General features: G+C 61.8%; 18 protein-coding genes and 1 tRNA gene. 10 read left to right on the top strand and 9 right to left on the bottom strand.

Going from position 1 to position 17,223, the window contains the following annotated elements:
* Positions 1–88: 88 nt before the first annotated feature.
* From QZ653_RS02620 to QZ653_RS02640, 5 genes are all read right to left on the bottom strand, one after another.
* Complete coding sequence (locus tag QZ653_RS02620) at positions 89–862, bottom strand: ABC transporter ATP-binding protein (RefSeq protein WP_296417414.1); 774 nt, start codon at positions 860–862, stop codon at positions 89–91.
* 75 nt (positions 863–937) lie between these two features.
* Complete coding sequence (locus QZ653_RS02625) at positions 938–1,696, bottom strand: ABC transporter ATP-binding protein (protein WP_296417415.1); 759 nt, start codon at positions 1,694–1,696, stop codon at positions 938–940.
* An 11-nt stretch (positions 1,697–1,707) separates the two neighbouring features.
* Positions 1,708–2,871 (bottom strand): branched-chain amino acid ABC transporter permease, encoded by a 1,164-nt coding sequence (locus QZ653_RS02630; protein WP_296417438.1) that lies wholly within the window; start codon positions 2,869–2,871, stop codon positions 1,708–1,710.
* Between the two features lie 76 nt (positions 2,872–2,947).
* Positions 2,948–3,979 (bottom strand): branched-chain amino acid ABC transporter permease, encoded by a 1,032-nt coding sequence (locus QZ653_RS02635; RefSeq protein ID WP_296417416.1) that lies wholly within the window; start codon positions 3,977–3,979, stop codon positions 2,948–2,950.
* A gap of 128 nt (positions 3,980–4,107) precedes the next feature.
* Positions 4,108–5,460: a substrate-binding protein gene (locus tag QZ653_RS02640; protein WP_296417417.1), complete on the bottom strand. Its 1,353-nt coding sequence runs from the start codon at positions 5,458–5,460 to the stop codon at positions 4,108–4,110.
* Between the two features lie 219 nt (positions 5,461–5,679).
* Between QZ653_RS02640 and QZ653_RS02645 the strand changes: the two genes are divergently transcribed.
* From QZ653_RS02645 to QZ653_RS02665, 5 genes are all read left to right on the top strand, one after another.
* A complete protein-coding gene (locus QZ653_RS02645; RefSeq protein WP_296417418.1) occupies positions 5,680–6,975 on the top strand; it encodes a helix-turn-helix domain-containing protein in 1,296 nt (431 codons plus the stop codon).
* An 83-nt stretch (positions 6,976–7,058) separates the two neighbouring features.
* On the top strand, positions 7,059–7,433 hold the full coding sequence (locus tag QZ653_RS02650; RefSeq protein ID WP_296417419.1) for a response regulator transcription factor: 375 nt from the start codon (positions 7,059–7,061) through the stop codon (positions 7,431–7,433).
* Positions 7,430–7,744, top strand: a complete 315-nt coding sequence (locus QZ653_RS02655; RefSeq protein WP_296417420.1) for a hypothetical protein — start codon at positions 7,430–7,432, stop codon at positions 7,742–7,744. The genes QZ653_RS02650 and QZ653_RS02655 overlap by 4 nt, the downstream gene beginning before the upstream one ends.
* Complete coding sequence (locus tag QZ653_RS02660; RefSeq protein WP_296417421.1) at positions 7,741–10,425, top strand: ATP-binding protein; 2,685 nt, start codon at positions 7,741–7,743, stop codon at positions 10,423–10,425. Before QZ653_RS02655 ends, QZ653_RS02660 begins: the two co-directional genes overlap by 4 nt.
* Before the next feature lie 70 nt (positions 10,426–10,495).
* Positions 10,496–11,530, top strand: coding sequence for a FliM/FliN family flagellar motor C-terminal domain-containing protein (locus tag QZ653_RS02665; protein WP_296417422.1), 1,035 nt, complete (start codon positions 10,496–10,498; stop codon positions 11,528–11,530).
* On the opposite strand, the gene QZ653_RS02670 is transcribed toward QZ653_RS02665, so the two are convergent.
* On the bottom strand, positions 11,527–11,952 hold the full coding sequence (locus QZ653_RS02670) for a TIGR01244 family sulfur transferase (protein WP_296417424.1): 426 nt from the start codon (positions 11,950–11,952) through the stop codon (positions 11,527–11,529). The two genes, QZ653_RS02665 and QZ653_RS02670, sit on opposite strands and share 4 nt — an antisense overlap.
* 81 nt (positions 11,953–12,033) lie before the next feature.
* Here QZ653_RS02670 and QZ653_RS02675 point away from each other — a divergent pair, with 81 nt between their 5' ends.
* The gene (locus tag QZ653_RS02675; RefSeq protein ID WP_296417425.1) at positions 12,034–12,366 is read left to right on the top strand and encodes an ArsR/SmtB family transcription factor; all 333 of its coding nucleotides are present in this window, start codon (positions 12,034–12,036) and stop codon (positions 12,364–12,366) included.
* A 59-nt stretch (positions 12,367–12,425) separates the two neighbouring features.
* Positions 12,426–13,799, top strand: coding sequence for an enoyl-CoA hydratase/isomerase family protein (locus tag QZ653_RS02680; RefSeq protein WP_296417426.1), 1,374 nt, complete (start codon positions 12,426–12,428; stop codon positions 13,797–13,799).
* Between the two features lie 11 nt (positions 13,800–13,810).
* Here the strand turns inward: QZ653_RS02680 and QZ653_RS02685 are convergent, their stop codons facing one another.
* Positions 13,811–14,029, bottom strand: coding sequence for a hypothetical protein (locus tag QZ653_RS02685; RefSeq protein ID WP_296417427.1), 219 nt, complete (start codon positions 14,027–14,029; stop codon positions 13,811–13,813).
* A 128-nt stretch (positions 14,030–14,157) separates the two neighbouring features.
* Here QZ653_RS02685 and QZ653_RS02690 point away from each other — a divergent pair, with 128 nt between their 5' ends.
* Complete coding sequence (locus QZ653_RS02690; RefSeq protein WP_296417428.1) at positions 14,158–14,424, top strand: DUF2312 domain-containing protein; 267 nt, start codon at positions 14,158–14,160, stop codon at positions 14,422–14,424.
* A 12-nt stretch (positions 14,425–14,436) separates the two neighbouring features.
* Here QZ653_RS02690 and QZ653_RS02695 read toward each other — a convergent pair whose 3' ends face one another.
* Positions 14,437–15,258 (bottom strand): PhzF family phenazine biosynthesis protein, encoded by an 822-nt coding sequence (locus QZ653_RS02695; protein ID WP_296417429.1) that lies wholly within the window; start codon positions 15,256–15,258, stop codon positions 14,437–14,439.
* Between the two features lie 13 nt (positions 15,259–15,271).
* On the bottom strand, positions 15,272–16,147 hold the full coding sequence (locus QZ653_RS02700) for a hypothetical protein (protein WP_296417430.1): 876 nt from the start codon (positions 16,145–16,147) through the stop codon (positions 15,272–15,274).
* A gap of 143 nt (positions 16,148–16,290) precedes the next feature.
* On the opposite strand from QZ653_RS02700, the gene QZ653_RS02705 reads away from it, so the two are divergent.
* Together QZ653_RS02705 and QZ653_RS14945 are read left to right on the top strand one after the other, a co-directional pair.
* Positions 16,291–16,366, top strand: a tRNA-Thr gene (locus QZ653_RS02705).
* A 316-nt stretch (positions 16,367–16,682) separates the two neighbouring features.
* A complete protein-coding gene (locus tag QZ653_RS14945; protein ID WP_366933043.1) occupies positions 16,683–16,814 on the top strand; it encodes an integrase arm-type DNA-binding domain-containing protein in 132 nt (43 codons plus the stop codon).
* Positions 16,815–17,223: the final 409 nt, after the last annotated feature.

Raw genomic sequence — 17,223 nt, forward strand, 5'->3', positions numbered from 1 at the left:
GGGGTCCTCGTGCTTTGACTTGGGGGCAGGGGGCGGCCCATTGCGGGCCGCCCGTGATCAGATGTGTTGGCGCACTCTTGTGGCCGGATCAGATCGCCAGATACTTGGCGCGCAGGGCTTCGTCTTCGAGGACTTCTTGCGCAGAGCCGTCGTAGACCACCTTACCAATGTCGAGGATCACAGCGCGGTCGGCCAGTTTCAACGCGGCCACCGCGTTTTGTTCTACGATCACCGTGGTGATGCCCTGTTCGCGGATCAGTTCCAGCGTTTTGGCGATTTCCTGCACGATGACAGGGGCGAGACCTTCGTAAGGTTCATCAAGCAACAGAACCTTGATGTCGCGGCACAGTGCACGGGCGATGGACAACATCTGCTGCTCGCCCCCCGACAACGTCACACCTTCCTGATTGCGCCGTTCGCGCAGACGCGGGAACAGGTCATAAACGCGGTCGATGGACCAGCCTTTGGGTGGGGCGATCTGGGCGAGTTTCAGGTTTTCCTCAACCGTCAATCCAGGAATGATCGAGCGGTCTTCGGGCACCAGTTGAATGCCCGCCTGTGCGGCCTGATGGGCGCGCATGTCGTGCAGGGGCTGGTGATCCAGCCAGATTTCACCGTGCTTGAGTTCGGGGTCATCCATCCGCGCGATCGTCCGCAGGGTGGAGGTTTTGCCCGCCCCGTTGCGCCCCAGAAGGGCGAGGATTTCACCCTCATGGATGTCAAAGCTGACGCCTTGGACGATGTAGCTTTCGCCGTAATAGGCCTCAATATCCCAGACAGAGAGGAATTTGGCGGAGGTGCCTGCCATGTTGCGGTTTTTGTCGAATTTGCCTTCGGGGCGGAGTTCTTCAACGTGTGTCATGTCGGTTCCTTGATCGGGGGCCAAAGCCGTGTGGGGGCTTTGTGGGGACAGAGTTTCTTTCGAAACCCTGCCCGGTTAGACCTGTGCTTCGCCCAAGTAGGCTTCGCGCACTTTGGGGTGGCCTTTGATGTTGTCGGGGGTGTCTTCCACCAGCGGCGTGCCTTGGGCCAGAACGGTGATGCGTTCGGCCAAGGAGAACACGACGTTCATGTCGTGTTCGATGATCGCCATGGTGATGCCCCGTTCGCGACGGATGGTTTTGAGCAGCTCAATGGTGTTTTCCGTATCCGCGCGGGCCATGCCGGCGGTCGGTTCATCAAGCAGCAACAGGCGCGGGTCCTGAACCAGACACATGGCCATTTCCAGACGCCGTTTGTCGCCGCGCGACATGGATGACGCCGTCATGTCCCGTTTGTCCAACATGCCCACCTCATCGAGCATGCTTTCCGCCTTTTCGATCATGTCGCCCTCGTGTCGGGTCGACTGGATGGCGTGCATCCGGAAGGCACCGTCGCGTTTGGCAAAACACGGGATCAGCATGTTTTCCATGACCGTCAGATCAGCAAAGATTTCCGGTGTCTGGAACACGCGGCTGATGCCCATCTGGTTGATCTCGTGCGGCTGGCGGCCCAGCACGGATTGCCCGTCAAAGACCACCGATCCGCTGTCGGGGATCAGTTTGCCCACCAGCACGTTCAGCAGGGTGGATTTGCCAGCCCCGTTGGGGCCGATGATGGCGTGGCAGGTGTTTTCTGCCACATCGAGGTTCACGTCGCCCAAGGCCTGCAGACCGCCGAAGCGCTTGTTGACGCCTTTTACTGTGAGGATTCCCATGATGTTTCTCCTTATCCGTCGGTCTTGTTGCGGCGGAATTTGTTGGCGATGCGCTGGCCACCTTCGACGAGGCCACCGGGCAGGAAGATCACGACCAGCATGAACAGGATGCCCAGCGTCAGGTGCCAGCCTTTGCCGATGAACGGATAGACGATCGACACCATCACGTCCTCGGCCCCGTCCGGCAGGAAGGCGAACCATTCGTGCAGGATGTCCTTGTTGATCTTGGAGACGATGTTTTCCATGTATTTGATGAAACCCGCGCCAAGGATCGGACCCATCAGGGTGCCGGCACCGCCGAGGATTGTCATGATCACGACCTCACCGGAGGCGGTCCAGAACATGCGTTCCGGCCCCACTTGGGTGTCCATGGCGACCATCAGACCACCGGCCAGACCCGCATACATGCCGGAGATCACGAAGGCCGACAGCGTGTAGCGCTTGGGCGTAAGGCCGGTGTAGTTCATGCGTTGCTGGTTCGATTTCACCGCACGCAACATGATCCCGAAGGGGCTGCGGAAGATGCGGATGCTGAGGTAGAAGGCCACCAGAAGGGCGACACCTGCGATGTAGTAGCCAAGGTTGAAGGTGAACAGCCAGCTGCCCACGGCCAGTTCGTAGGAATTGCCCATTTCGGCCCCGAAAAGGTTCGCACGCCCGATGCTGCCATCGGTCGGGCCACCAAAGAGGGGGCTGTCGGTGTTCTTGATCTGCAGGCCCGTCTCACCGCCGGTGATCGGGGTCAGCACGGAATAGGCCAGCGCGTAGGACATCTGCGCGAAGGCCAGTGTCAGGATCGAAAAGTAGATGCCCGAGCGGCGCAGCGAGATAAAGCCCACCACCAGTGTGAACGCCCCTGCAATGACAATCGCCATGACGATGCCGGGGATCACATTGAGCGTGACCAGCTTCATCGACCAGATCGCCGCATAGCTGCCCACACCCAGGAAGGCGGCGTGGCCGAAGCTGAGGTAGCCGGTCAGGCCAAAGAGGATGTTAAACCCGATGGCAAAGATGCCGAAGATCACGAAACGCTGCATCAAGTCGGGGTAGCCCGCGTTGAACTGCGCCATCGCAGACCCTTCGGGGAAGGGGTTGAGGATGAAGGGGGCCAGCATCACCAGTGCAAAGACGATCAGCATAAGCGTGCTGTCTTTCTTGGTGAGGCCCAGCATCCCCCCCGAGGCCGCGCGCGGACGCGCGGTGGGGGTTGCCGTTGTGACGGATGGGTTGGTTTGGTCGGTCATTGGATTAATCCTCCATCACGCCTTTGCGACCCATCAGGCCACGGGGGCGGGTCAGCAAAATGACGATTGCGACAAGGTAGATGATGATCTGGTTGATGCCAGGCAGCACGTCGACCACAGCGGGCATGGACGCAAAGCTTTCAAGGATCCCCAGAAGGAAGCCGGCAGCGACAGCACCGGGCAGGGAGCCCATGCCGCCCACAACGACGACCACGAAGCTCAGGACCAGAAAGTCCATGCCCATGTGGTAGTTCGGGGCCACAATCGGTGCGTACATCACACCGGCGACACCGGCCACGGCGGCGGCAAGGCCGAACATGAAGGTAAAGCGCTTGTCGATGTCGATGCCCAGAAGGCCCACGGTTTCACGGTCGGCCATACCGGCGCGCACGACCATCCCGAAGGTGGTGAACTGCAGGAAGGCGAAGACACCGGCGATGATCAGGGCGGAGAAGAAGAAATAGACCAGACGCCAGTAGGGGTACATGATCGCGTTGGCTTCGTATCCAAGCCAGACACCGAAATCCAAAGACCCTTTGAATGCGTCAGGGGCGGGGGTCTGGATGGGGTTCGCGCCGAAGAAATACTTGATGATTTCCTGCAAAACGATGGCCAGACCGAAGGTCACAAGGATCTGGTCGGCGTGGGGACGTTTGTAAAAGTGCTTGATCAGGCCCCGTTCCATCGCAAACCCGATGCCGATCATCACGGGGATCGAGAACAGGATGGCCAGCGGCACGGCCCAATCCATGATGGTGGCACCCGCGGCGTCACCGAACCACCGCTGGACGTAGAAAACATCCACCTGCAGCGGGTTGCCCAGAAAATCCGTCTGGCTTTCATCCACAACCTTGTAGGAGGCCGACAGGATGCGCGACAGGATCACGGCGCAAAACGCACCCATCATGAACAGCGCACCATGGGCGAAGTTCACAACGCCAAGCGTTCCGAAAATGAGGGTAAGGCCAAGCGCGATCAGCGCATAGGCAGAGCCTTTATCAAGCCCGTTGAGAATTTGAACGATGATCTGGTCCATGGGGTGGGTGCCTCTGATCGTTGCGTATTATGGGGCTGTTCGCGCCAGCGCGGTAAAGCCTCGGATGATGTGTTTGATGTGTGGGTTGGGTGGCCCGAACCCTCGGGCCACCCTTATCGGTGTCAGGCTTATGCGCCGTTGTTGCACTCACCCAGGGAGGCGTCTGCGCCGCCCATCTGTGGGTGATCGGGGGCGTACATGACCTGATCAACAGGTGTGACTTCCACGATTTCAAGCAGGTCGAACTCGGATGTCGGGTTCTCTTTACCCTTCACAACCAGCACGTCCTTGAAGCACTGGTGATCGTCGGCACGGTAGAGCGTCTTGCCGTTGCCCAGACCGTCGAATTCGTAGCCTTCGAGGGCTTCTGCCACCGCACATGGGGCGAAGGAGCCTGCACGGGTGACCGCATCCGCATACAGCAGCGTCTGCACGTAGGTCGTGTGTGCCGCCTGAGAGGGCGGGAAGCCGTACTTGGTGCCGAAGGACCGCACGAACGCCTGAGAGCCTTCGTCCTGCAGGGACCAGTGCCAGTTTGTGGAGCCGAAGATGCCCTTCACGTTTTCGCCCGCACCACGTGCCATCAGGCGCGAGTACAGTGGAACAACGATTTCGAAGTTCTTGCCGTTGGCCTGTGCTTCGCGCAGACCGAACTGAACCGCGTTGGTCAGAGAGTTGACCATGTTTCCGCCGTAGTGGTTCAGAACCAGAACGTCGGCACCGGAGTTCAGAACAGGTGCGATGTAGGAGGAGAAGTCTGTCTGTGTCAGTGGTGTTTTCACTGTGTTGACAGTTTCCCAGCCCATGGCCTCGGTGGAGGACACGATCGCTTCTTCTGTGGTGTAACCCCAGTTGTAGTCGGCGGTCAGGTGGTAGGCCTTACGGTCGGTGCCGTACTGCGCTGCCAACACGGGCGCAAGCGCCGCACCGGTCATGTAGGAGTTGAAGAAGTGACGGAAACCGTTGGCCTTGCGGTCCTTACCGGTTGTGTCGTTGGAGTGCGTGAGGCCAGCCATGAAGATGACGCCGGCTTCCTGACACAGGGCCTGAACAGCCACAGCCACACCGGAGGACGAACCGCCTGTGATCATGATGGCGCCGTCTTTTTCGATCATGGAACGGGCAGATGCGCGGGCGGCGTCAGATTTTGTCTGCGTGTCGCCGGTCACATACTTGACCTCACGGCCCAGAATGCCTGTGCCGTCCAGAACCTTGGAGCTGAACGTGTTCAACATGCCGCCGTCGCCGCCACCGTTCAGGTGCTCGACCGCCAGTTCATAGGCGCGCAGTTCGTCCGCGCCTTCGTCCGCGTAGGGGCCGGTCTGTGGCACGTTGAAGCCCAGAACAACCTCGCTGTCGCCGGGGGCGTTGGTGAAACCGGCATGGCCATCGGCGCGCAGGTACTGTGGCAGCGCGAGGGCTGCACCACCGACGGCACCGGTTTTGATGACACCGCGGCGTGTGAAGTTAGATTTAGACATATAGTCCTCCCTTAAGTGTTTGCGCTGGGACCTCCCTGGCCCGTGGTGCGCGTACGCATTTGATAGCGTGAGCGTAGTAAAGGGGGGATGCAGCAACTTTCCAACGGTGCCGGAGGTTCCAAATGTATTTTGGTAAATTTGTAGACAGCGCGGCGCGGAATTTTGTAAAGAAGTTTACACCGCACTGCGGCGGCGGGCCGTTTCTTTAAGGAAAAGTGAATGTCAGGGCAGGGAACAACAGGGGCGCGACTGCGCAGCAGACGGATGGATTTGGGGCTGCGGCAGGCGGACGTGGCGCGTGCGGCGGGCATTTCGGCATCCTATCTGAACCTCATCGAACACAACCGCCGCAGAATCGGGTCGCACCTTACGGCTGTATTGGCGCAGGTGTTGCAGGTGGATGAGGCCGCTTTGGACGAGGATGGAAACGAGACGGTGCTGGCCCCTTTGCGGGCGGCTGCGGCGGCCTTTCCACAGGCAGGGGCCGACGGGGCGATGGCCGATGCATTGGTCGCGCGTTTTCCGGGATGGGCCAAGGTGGTGGCGTCACAGGCCGAACGGATTGCCCAGCTTGAGGCGCGCACGCAGGCGCTGAGCGACCGGTTGGCCCATGACAGCCAGATTGCGGGATCCCTGCACGAGGTGATTTCAACCGCGACGGCGATCCGGTCAACCGCGTCTATTCTTGCCGAAACGCCTGATCTGGACGCGGACTGGCAGGCGCGGTTTCACGCCAACATCGACACGGATTCGGCGCGGCTGGCCGAAAGTTCACAAGCGCTGTTGGGGTTTCTGGATATGGAGGTCGAGGCCGGTGGCGATGCCCTGCCCACGCCGGTTGAGGCCGCGGATGCGGTGATGGCCGGCTGGGGGCACTACGTGGCCGAGGCCGAGGCGCAGGACCTGCCGGATATGGCGGGGCTGGACGGGCCGGTGCGTGGTATTTTGACGGGGTGGGTGGAGCAGGCGGGTGCGGACGCCGCGCTTTTGCCGTTGGGGCCGTTCATGCAGGCCGCGCGTGCGCTGGCCTGTGATCCCGCGCGGCTGGCGGCGCGGTTTGGTGTCCCTCTTGAGGTCGTGTTGCGCCGTCTGGCCCATTTGCCGCCCCAGACCGGCAATGACAGCCTCCCGCCCATGGGGCTGGCTGTCTGTGATGCCGCGGGGGTGGTGACGTTCCAAAAGCCGATCTTGGATTTTCGACTGCCACGGGCGGGGGCGGGGTGTCCGTTGTGGCCGCTTTATCAGGCGCTGACCCAGCCGGGCCGCGCCATCGCACGCACCGTGCGGATGCCCGGTGCCGCGCGCACGGCCTTTGAATGCTTTGCCATCGCGGGGCCTGTGGGGCCGGTGTCTTTCGGGGGGGAGCCGCGTGTGGCCGCGACGATGCTGGTGCGCCCCGCCAAGGGCAACGGCGGGGCGGGCACGGTCGGGCCGGGCTGCCGGTTGTGTCCCGTCGTAAGCTGCGACAGCCGCCGTCATCCCAGCCTGCTGGCGCAGGGTGAAGGCAGGCTTTGACTTAGGGCCGGACTTTGGCGATACTTTTCAGGCCGCCCCTTTGGGAGAGGGGGGCGGATTTGCACCACGGGAGGGGAGTGACGATGGGCAGACGTGTCCTTCTGATCGAGGATGAGCCGAATATCATCGAGGCGATCAGTTATTTGCTGTCGCGCGATGGCTGGACTGTGCACACCCATTCGGATGGCGAAACCGCCATGGATAAAGTGCGTCAGGGCGTGCCGGAACTGATTATCCTTGACGTGATGCTGCCGGGCCGATCGGGCTATGACATCCTGCGGGACCTGCGGGCAGACCCCGACACCGCCGAGGTGCCGGTGATGATGCTGACCGCACGCGGGCAGGCGCGGGATCGTGAAATGGCCACAAGCCTTGGTGCCACACGGTTCATGACGAAACCCTTTTCCAATGCCGAGGTGCTGGAGAGCGTGCGCGCACTGGCGACATCCCCGTCGTGACCCGCCCCGACGCCGACCAAACCACCCCAGAAGTCATCGTGCGTCCGGGCAAACGGGTCGAATTTCTGGACAGGGCCAGCTACCGCCAGCGCCGGATGCGCGACGCCGCCCGCATCCTGCCTGTTTTCGCGGCGATCATGATGGTCCTGCCACTGATGTGGCCCCGTGGCAGCGAAGGCCAGAGCCTGACCAGCAACGGGATGCTGTATCTGTTCGGGCTGTGGTTTGTCCTTGTGGTGCTGGCTTTTGCCGTCAGTCGGGTGCTGCGGACCGGCGCGGCTGAGGATGGCACGGGGCAGGTGCGCGAATGATCTCGTTCAACCTGCTGGTCCTCGTCTCGCTTGGCTATGTGGTGTTCCTGTTTCTGGTGGCGTTCTACGCCGAACGGCGCGCCGCGCGGGGGCAATCGGGCTGGCTGCGGTCGTCGTCGATCTACACCCTGTCGCTGAGCATTTATTGCACCGCGTGGACGTTCTACGGTGCTGTGGGCTATGCTGCGCGGTCCGGGCTGGAGTTTCTGACGATCTATCTGGGGCCGACGCTGGTGATGATCGGCTGGTGGTGGCTGTTGCGCAAACTGGTGCGCATCGGGCGGTCCCAACGTCTGACATCCATTGCGGATTTGATTTCCTCGCGGTTTGGCAAATCCACGGTGCTGGGCGGCATGGTCACGGTTTTGGCCATCGTCGGCACCACCCCCTACATTGCTTTGCAGCTGCAATCCGTCACCCAATCTATCGGCGTCTTCGCCGCCGGGTCCGGTGAGGTGTGGGAGGCGAGCGATTTCAACGGGGCTGCCATGTGGGTGGCCATCGGGCTGGCGGTGTTCACGGTGCTGTTCGGCACGCGCAATCTGGACGCCAACGAACGTCACCACGGGATCGTGCTGGCCATTGCGGTGGAATCAGTGGTGAAACTGGTGGCCCTGCTGGCTGTCGGCGTCTTCGTGGTTTGGGGCATCGCGGGGGGGATCGGCCCGACACTGGCGCTGATCGACGCCTCGCCACAGGCCACATGGGCACCGCAGCCCAGCCGCTGGGTCGGGCTGATCTTTGTATCGGGTGCTGCGTTCTTGTGCCTGCCACGCATGTTTCAGGTGCTGGTGGTCGAGAATTCGGACGAAAGGCATCTGAGCACGGCAGGCTGGGCCTTTCCGGCGTACCTTTTGTTGATGAGCCTGTTTGTCGTGCCGATTGCTGTCGTGGGGCTGGACATAATGCCCGAAGGGGCCAACCCCGATCTGTTTGTCGTGACGCTCCCCTTGATGCAGGGGCGCGAAGGGCTGGCGATCTTGGCCTTTCTGGGGGGCTTTTCATCGGCCACCTCCATGGTGATCGTGGCGACGCTGGCGCTGGCCACGATGGTCAGCAACCACATCGTGGTGCCCAGCTGGCTGAATTCCCGCACGCCGGGGGCGATGGTGTCAGGCGATGTGCGCGATGTTGTCGTGGTGTCGCGGCGGGTGTCCATCGCGGTGATCATGGCGCTTGGCTATATCTACTTCCGTCTGTCGGGCGGCGGTACGGCGCTGGCGGCCATTGGTTTGGTGTCCTTTGCGGGGGTTATTCAGGTGTTGCCCGCCATGGTGGGCGGTGTCGTTTGGCGCGGGGCCAACCGTTGGGGCGCGGGGGCGGGCCTGTCGGTGGGCTTTCTGGTCTGGGGCTGGACGCAGTTTCTGCCCAGCTTTGGCGTGGATGCCGCGCTAAGCCGCGCAGTGTTTGATGTGGGGCCCTTTGGCATCGGCTGGTTGCGGCCACTGGCGCTCTTTGGCATCGAGGGGATGGACCCGCTGGTCCACGCGGTGTTCTGGTCGATGTTTCTGAACACCGGCGCCTTTGTTGTGGTGTCGATCCTGACCTTCCCCAACCCGTTGGAGCGGCTGCAGGGCGCACAATTCGTCAACGTCTTCGACTATTCCAGCGGTGCGCGCACATGGTCGCAATCGGCCGCGCAGGCCGAAGACCTGCTGGTCATGGCGCAGCGCATCCTGGGCGGGGCGGAGGCGCAGGGGCTGTTTCAGGCCGAGGCGCAGGCGCAGGGCAAGGCCGGATTTTTGCCGGACGTGACGCCGGAATTTATCGGCAAGCTGGAACGCGAATTGTCCGGGTCCGTGGGGGCCGCAACGGCCCACGCCATGATCGGCCAGTTGACCGAGGGGCAGATGGTCAGCGTCGATGACCTGATCGCGGTGGCCGATGAAACCGCGCAGATCATGGAATATTCCAACCGGCTTGAGGCCAAATCCGCCGAACAGGAGCGCACCGCGCGCGCTCTGCAAGAGGCCAACGACAAGCTGACAGCGGTGTCGATACAAAAGGATGCGTTTCTCAGCCAGATCAGCCATGAATTGCGCACGCCCATGACGTCGATCCGGTCGTTTTCCGACATTCTGCGGGACGGAGAGGTTGAGGACGATGCCCGCAAACGCTTTGCCGGCATCATTCATGACGAAACGAACCGTCTGACACGGCTGCTGGATGATTTGCTGGATCTGGGCGTGCTGGAAAGCGGGCAGGTTCAGTTGAACATGGGCAGCGGCACGCTTGAGGATATTCTGGACCGCGCGGTGATGGCATCCGGCGTGGATCAGGACGCGCTGACAATTTCGCGCAGGCGGCCCAACGAGGCCGTTGAGGTTTACACCGACACCGAACGACTGGCGCAGGTGTTCATCAACCTGATCAGCAATGCGGCAAAATATGCGGTGGCCGAGACCCCGACGCTCAAGATCATCGTGCGCCAGCTAGGCGGGCGCAGAGTGGTGGATTTTGTTGACAACGGGCCGGGCATTCCGGCGGAAAGCCAGTCGATGATTTTCGAGAAATTCTCAAGGCTTGAGGACGAAGGCAAGGCGGGGGGTGCGGGGCTTGGCCTTGCGATTTGCCGCCAGATCATGGGCACATTGGGCGGCGATGTGACCTATGTGCCGGCACAGGGCGGGGCTGCGTTTCGCGTGACCTTGCCGGAGGCGCAAAGCCTTGCGGCGCAATAGCCGCATTAATGGGATCGTAAGATGTGCGCCCTAGTCATGGCAGCATGAGCAGCGTTCCGGACCCCGCAACATGACCGCTATGAACCCCGTTCTGGCCCGAAAAATGGGGCTTGAGGCACCGCCTGCGGCCGCTGTGGCGGACCCTGCGTCCCCCTTGCGGCTGATGCGGCGTGCGGTGTCGCGTGCAGCCGACCAGGCGTTGTCGCTGTCGGCCACTGTCCACGACATCGTTGAGGACAGGTGCGAGGTGGAAGAGATGATCGAGGACGGGCCTGACGGCTGGGTGGTGCTGGGCCTGCGCGACGGGTCCAATGCCGGGCTGACGGGTCTGATGCTGATTGATCCGGTCGTGCGGCAGGCGTTGGTGGATATGCAGACGATGGGCCGCCTGATGCCGGTCATGGCCGAACAGCGGCGCGTCACGCGCACGGATGCCGCACTGATGCTGCCGCTGGCGGAAGACATGCTGCGCCAGTTGGCGGAGGTCGGGTTCGGGGCCGGACGGGTGGATATGGTGGACCTTGACGTGGCCCCGATCGACGATCTGCGCACTGCAGGGCTGGTGATGGTGCAGGGCAGTTATCTGCGCTGGCGGGTGGCGGTGCACATCGGGAGTGAGGCTGTCGCGGGCGACATCATACTGGCCCTGCGCCTGCCCAAGATCGAAGGGGACGGCACGGGCGAGGGACAGGACGGCTGGCATCGCGCGTTGCGCGCATCGGTGTGCGAGGCCGAGGCCGATCTGGATGCCGTGCTGTGCCGGATGCGCATGCCCATGGACCGGATCGAGGCGTTCGAGGTCGGGCAGGTGCTGCCCATGGCGGGGACAACGGTGGGGTCTGTGACGCTGACCGGACCGGATGGCAGTGCGGTGGCCGTGGCGCGGCTGGGACAGATGGCCGGCAAAAGGGCGGTGCGGCTGCAGCAACCGACCCTGACCATGGACGACGACATGGGCATTCGACCACCGGTGCCGCCGACGGTCCCGACGCAGGCCGCGCTGCCCGACAGCGGGGCGCGGGTCATCCCCGACACCGGTAAGGATGAACCCGAAACCGGTGCGCAAGCGCCGGACCCGACGGGATCAGACCGTACCTTGCCCTAACGCGTTGCCAGCGCCTGAAGCTGCGGGCGCATCATGGCAATGTCGTAGCCCTGTGCGGCAGCCGCGCCGATAATGTCATCGACAGGCTGGTGCCCCGCCTGACCCAGCGCCCAGACCAACGTCGAACGTGTGCCGGACGCGCAGTAGGCAAACACGGGGCCCGATGCCGCATCGCAGATGGTCTTTTGCTGTTCGGCCAGTTCAGTCCCGAGGGTCGCATGGGTGATGGGCAGGGCCACATAGGCCAGCCCTGCGGCTTTCGCGGCCTCGGCCATGACATCGGTTTGGTGGGAGGGGGGGATCTCCTCGCACGGGCGGTTGTTGATCAGGGTGGTGTACCCCGCAGCCGCAATCGCGGCCACGTCTTCGGGGTTGATTTGCGGGGACACGGTGTAGCGGTCTGTCAAAGGTCGAATATCCATGGCTCCGGTTTTAGGGCCATGCGACGACGGGGTCCAGTGCCTGATCTTGATCCGCGGGCGGCTTCCGGTTAGGCCCTGTCCATGGACAGCATGTTTACCAAAAAGGGGCTGACCCCGGCCGAAGCGGCGGAAGCGCTTGACGCCGCCGCACAGGAGGCCGCGCAGCTTTTGAAGATCATGGCGAACCCCCAGCGGTTGCGCCTGTTGTGCCTGTTGCTGGAAGGCGACCGCAGTGTGGGTGAACTGGAACAGGCCGTGGGCGCCCCGCAGGCCTATGTGTCCAGCCAGTTGGCGCGGTTGCGCGCGGATGGTCTGGTCGAGGCTACGCGCCATGGCAGGTCTGTGCGGTACAAATTGTCCGATCCGCGCGTGACGCCGGTTCTGGAACGCCTTTATGAGGTGTTTTGCGCCTGATCGGGGGACAGGTTCGAAGTTTGTCTTTCCCTTTCAGACCACTGCCGCCATTGTAGGCCATGGAACGGGCCGCCGGTTTGGGGCGGAAATCAAAAGGTGACGACATGGCGCGGCGGGTGCGGTTTCGGGTTCTGGACGGAGTGGCCGTGGTCACGCTGGATGCGCCGCCGGTCAATGCCTTGTCACAGGACCTGCGGGCCGGACTATGGGCCGCCTTTCGCAAGGTTGCCCAAGAGGATCACATCAAAGGCGCGGTTCTGCTTGGGTCGGGGGCCCTGTTTTCGGCGGGGGCCGATATTTCGGAATTTGACACGGGGCCGGGTCAGCCCGACCTGTCGCAATTGTGTGCGCTGATCGAGGATTTGCCAAAACCGGTGGTCGTGGCGGCACAGGGGCAGGCCTTGGGCGGCGGGTTCGAATTGATGCTGGCGGCCCATTACCGGCTGGCCGCCCCCAAAGCACGCATGGGCCTGCCGGAGGTGGCGCTGGGACTGGTGCCCGGGGCGGGCGGAACACAGCGGCTGCCCCGCCTGATCGGGGCTGAAAAAGCAATCCAGCTTATGGTTTCGACCAATGCGGTCGAGGCTGATGTGGCGCGTCGCATCGGACTGCTGGATGGCGTGGTCGAGGGCGATCTGGCCTCGGGTGCGGTGCGGTTTGCGCAAGGGTTGGTGGCACACGGCAGGGCACCCCGCCGGACCCGGGACGAGAGGGCGCGGATGGCCGATGCCGCAGCCCATTTCGCGGCGGTGGCCAAGGCGCGCACGGCGCTGGCGGACAATCCGTTGCATGCACCGCAACGGGTCATTGATTGCGTCGAGGCCGCAGCGCTTTTGCCGTTTGAGGCAGGGCTTGCCTTCGAGGCGGACGCCTTCGACCGCTGTATGGCCCATCCGCAATCGGTGGCCCTGCGACATGTCTTTGTGGCGGAACGGCGGATTGACGACGCCTTGCTGGAACGCCACGACGGCAGCTTCCGCACAGTGGACCCGATGGGGAAGGCGGCGGTCGCGCGGCTGCAAAAAGCGATGCGCGCCGCAGCGCAAACGCTGGTGGCCCAAGGCCTGAGCGAGGATGCCGTCGACGGTGCGATGGTGTCATACGGGTTTCGCAAGGGGCCGTTCGGGGGGCGCCACGCGGGGGCCGACGGCGCGCAGATCGCCCGCCGGATTGTCGCGGCGATGGTGGCGGAAGGCGGGGCCTGCGTGACGCAGGGTGCCGTCCAGCGGCCTGCGGACGTGGATGTTCTGGCGGTGCACGGGCTGGGCTTTCCGCGCCGCATGGGCGGGCCCATGCGCGCCGCCCAGACAGACGGGTTGATCGCCCTGCGCCGCGATATGCGGGATTGGGCAAAGGACAATGATCTTTGGGCTGTGCCGGAGGTTCTGGACACTGCGATCAAACAGGCGTCGGGATTTGACGGGATCGGTTAGACCTGCGCCTGTCAGGGGGCCAGCAGCACCCCGACAACCACACACATCAGACCCAGCACAGACACCAGAAACGCCCCGAGGTTCAGGGGCAGCACTTTCTGGATGCGCGCCTTCAGGTCGGCGTCATCGGTTGCTGCCTGCCGCGCGCGTCGCACCTTGACGATGCTCAGGATGATGCCGGCGATCCCGATAAGGGAGATGATCGCCCCGATGCCAATCAAGAGTTCCATGTCTGCGCCTTTCACCAGTCTGTCTGTCCCGTAACCCGACGGCGGCACGCACGCAACCGCTTGCCCCGCGCCAGACGTGGCGATAGGGAAGGGGCAACCCGATTTGACCCTGATGAATGAGGCCCGATATGTCCGACACCACCGATCTTGGATCCGACAGCAGCTACCGCGTGACGGCAGATGAATTGCGCCAGTTTATCGAACGCATCGAACGTCTGGATGCGGAGAAAAAGGACATCGCAGAGCAGCAAAAGGAAGTGATGGCCGAGGCGAAGGGCCGTGGCTATGACACCAAGGTCATGCGCAAGCTGATCGCCTTGCGCAAGCGCGACAGCAACGACATCGCCGAGGAAGAAGCGATTTTGGACATGTATAAGGAAGCCTTGGGGATGTAATCCCCGCTGCTGTCAAAGGGTCACGTGCCCTTTGATCAGAATGTTCGTATGCCCCCCGATGCGGATGCTTCCGTCCGGGGACGGGGTCACGAACACGCGGCCCGTGCGCCCGATTTGTGTGCCCTGGGCCACGCAATACGGCGCATCGGCCAGCCCCTTGTCTTGAAACCAGTGTGCAAGGGCCGCGTTGAGGGACCCCGTGATCGGATCCTCCTTGATCCCGAAAAGCATCCCGAACATCCGGACTTCGTAATCTGCGTCATGGTCGCGGGTCTGGGGCGCGATCAGTCCGACCGCAAGACGGTCTTGTTGTGATACCTTGTCGAGGTCGACAGACAGGACATCTTCGGCCTGCGCCAGTTGCAGGACATGCCATTCGGGGCCGTTGTTCAACACCGCGCTGTCTGTCACGCAGGCCGGATCAAGGCCGAATTGCGCAACGAGGCGATCGCGTTGCGCGGCGTCCATCGGGGTGATCCGGGTGGGCGGGGCGACGAAAGCGGGCACCGATCCCGTCAGATCAATTTCAACGAGCCCGACGCCGCAGTTTTGCACGATCTTTCCATCGGTTGCAGGGGTGTGACCCGCCGCAAGCCAGCATTCAGCCGACCCCAAGGTGGGATGGCCGGCAAACAACATCTCGCGTCCGGGGGTGAAAATGCGCAGATCGTAGTCGGCGGCAGGATCACTGGGCGGGAAGATGAATGTTGTTTCCGCAAGATTTGTCCAGCGCGCAAAGGTTTGCATCTGGTCATCCGTCAGACCGTGACCATCCAGAACCACAGCAAGTCCGTTGCCCCCCGTCGGACGGGTGCTGAAGACATCGCACTGCATGAAGGGACGGGATCTAGGGGGCAATGAAATTCACCCCCGACATGCGCGCGATCCGGTCAAGATCGTCTTCGTATAGGGCCGAGAGACGGGCGACCGTCTCATCTGTCCAGCCGGGGATGTCGATTTCATCCTCGACCTGATCCTCAAGGGCATATCGTTCCAGAAACGCCGCAATAATGCGCCGTTTTTGCTGCTCGGTCTGGGGCGGGTTCGCCTTGAGATAGGCCACAAAGCGTTTCATCCCGTCGGGTGACATGATGGTGCTGAGCAGATCGAAACCGCCGGTGATCTTGGTCAGCGGGTCCACGCCCGCCAGTTCGCGGATCAGCTGTGCCCAGATCAGCGGCGTGTCTTCATTGCACCAGACGGTCAGGGTCGCAGTGGGCAAAATGGCGCGGATGCGCGCGACCAGATCGGACCAGCGCACCTCGAACGGGCTGATGCCGCGCATGAAATCATCAAAATCCTCGATGCCACTGCCGTCATGAATGGCGGGCAGGAAGGTCGCGGGGTTGCGAATCCCCAAACAGATTTCCAATTCGTCTTCTGCAAACAGGCTTGCCAGCCCCAGCAGCTTTTGTTCGGCCAGTTCATAAAAAATGCGGTTTTCGAAAATCCGCCGCTGGACGCACATGAATTTGGAATGGCTCATCACCAGACGGTTGCATTGTTCGTCGTCCAGAATGGCGTCGAGCATGATTTCACGCGCATCGGGGGCGGGGGCTGCCCCGTCGAGTGCCTGAATGGTCTCGCGGATCAGGCGCCGGTATTTGCCGGGGCCCGGCACCTTGACGCCTTGTTTTGCAAAGCTTTCCGCGTTCTTGATCAGGGACTTGAGAAGCCGGTCCTGATCCGTGCAATTTGCGCCGATGTGAAAGACGATCTGCATGTCGCGGGGCCTGTTTGTGAAGTGTTATGAAGTCTTTGGAACACCATAGGCACGATTGCGGAGCGACGAAACCATTTAGCAGCAAAAACCCGTCGATCTGGGTCTTGCGCCCCGCGAAAACGTCGCTTAAACGACATCCCAGTGCCCCTATAGCTCAGCTGGTAGAGCAACTGATTTGTAATCAGTAGGTCCGCGGTTCGAGTCCGTGTGGGGGCACCATTTATCTTCCAGATTTATTCAATGACATTCGATTGCGCCTTTTCATAAAGGTTTTGCGATAACTACTCGTCCGACGTCGTGCAGAGACATTTGATGCGATACCCCTAATATGGGGGTGTCTAGTTTCAGTGGGAAAAGTGATACCCCCAATCATGCCTTTGTCAGCTATTCAGGTTCGCGACCTAAAGCATGAAGAAATGGCTATTCAGAGTCTCGGACTTTGATGGGCTGTTTGTCTTGGTAAATCCGAACGGGCCGAAGCTATGGCAATGCAGGTATCTGGTGGATTGAAAAGGAGCGTTTGATCTCGATTGGGGTGCATCCAGACGTAAGCTTGGCGCAGGCCCGCAAGGCAAAAGAAGTTGCGCGCTGTGACGTTGCTGAGGAAATCGACCCCGGCGAGGCCAAGCAAGAAGAGAAGCGGTTCAGGTTGGAGGCAAAGGGGTAGAGTTTCGAAAAGATTGGCGATGCATTTTTCGCTCAGCTTCGCAAAGAGGGGGGGCGGCGGCGACGCTTTCGAAAAGGGAGTATCACCTCAAGCTGGCCAATCGTGACTTTGGTCGTAAGCCGATCACGGAAATTACTATATCCATGATCCTCGAAACCCTGAAAACTGCTTTGTGGCTTAACTTATCGTCAGTCTGAAAATGAACCTGATGGACGTTGGCAGCTGGTTCTCGACCGCGTCGAAAAGGCCCGAGGGTGCAACTCAGTTTGGCATTCGCCGCGAACACATAGCGATCGAGGACGCGGGTGCAGGGCACACCGGATGACATCCGATATATGAAGCCCTGAATTTGACCACAACAGCCTCCAAAAAATCCCCGACGTTTGAATTTCTCGCTGCGTGTCTGGGG

The sequence above is a fragment of the Pseudooctadecabacter sp. genome (assembly GCF_020627745.1).
Lineage (GTDB): Bacteria > Pseudomonadota > Alphaproteobacteria > Rhodobacterales > Rhodobacteraceae > Octadecabacter.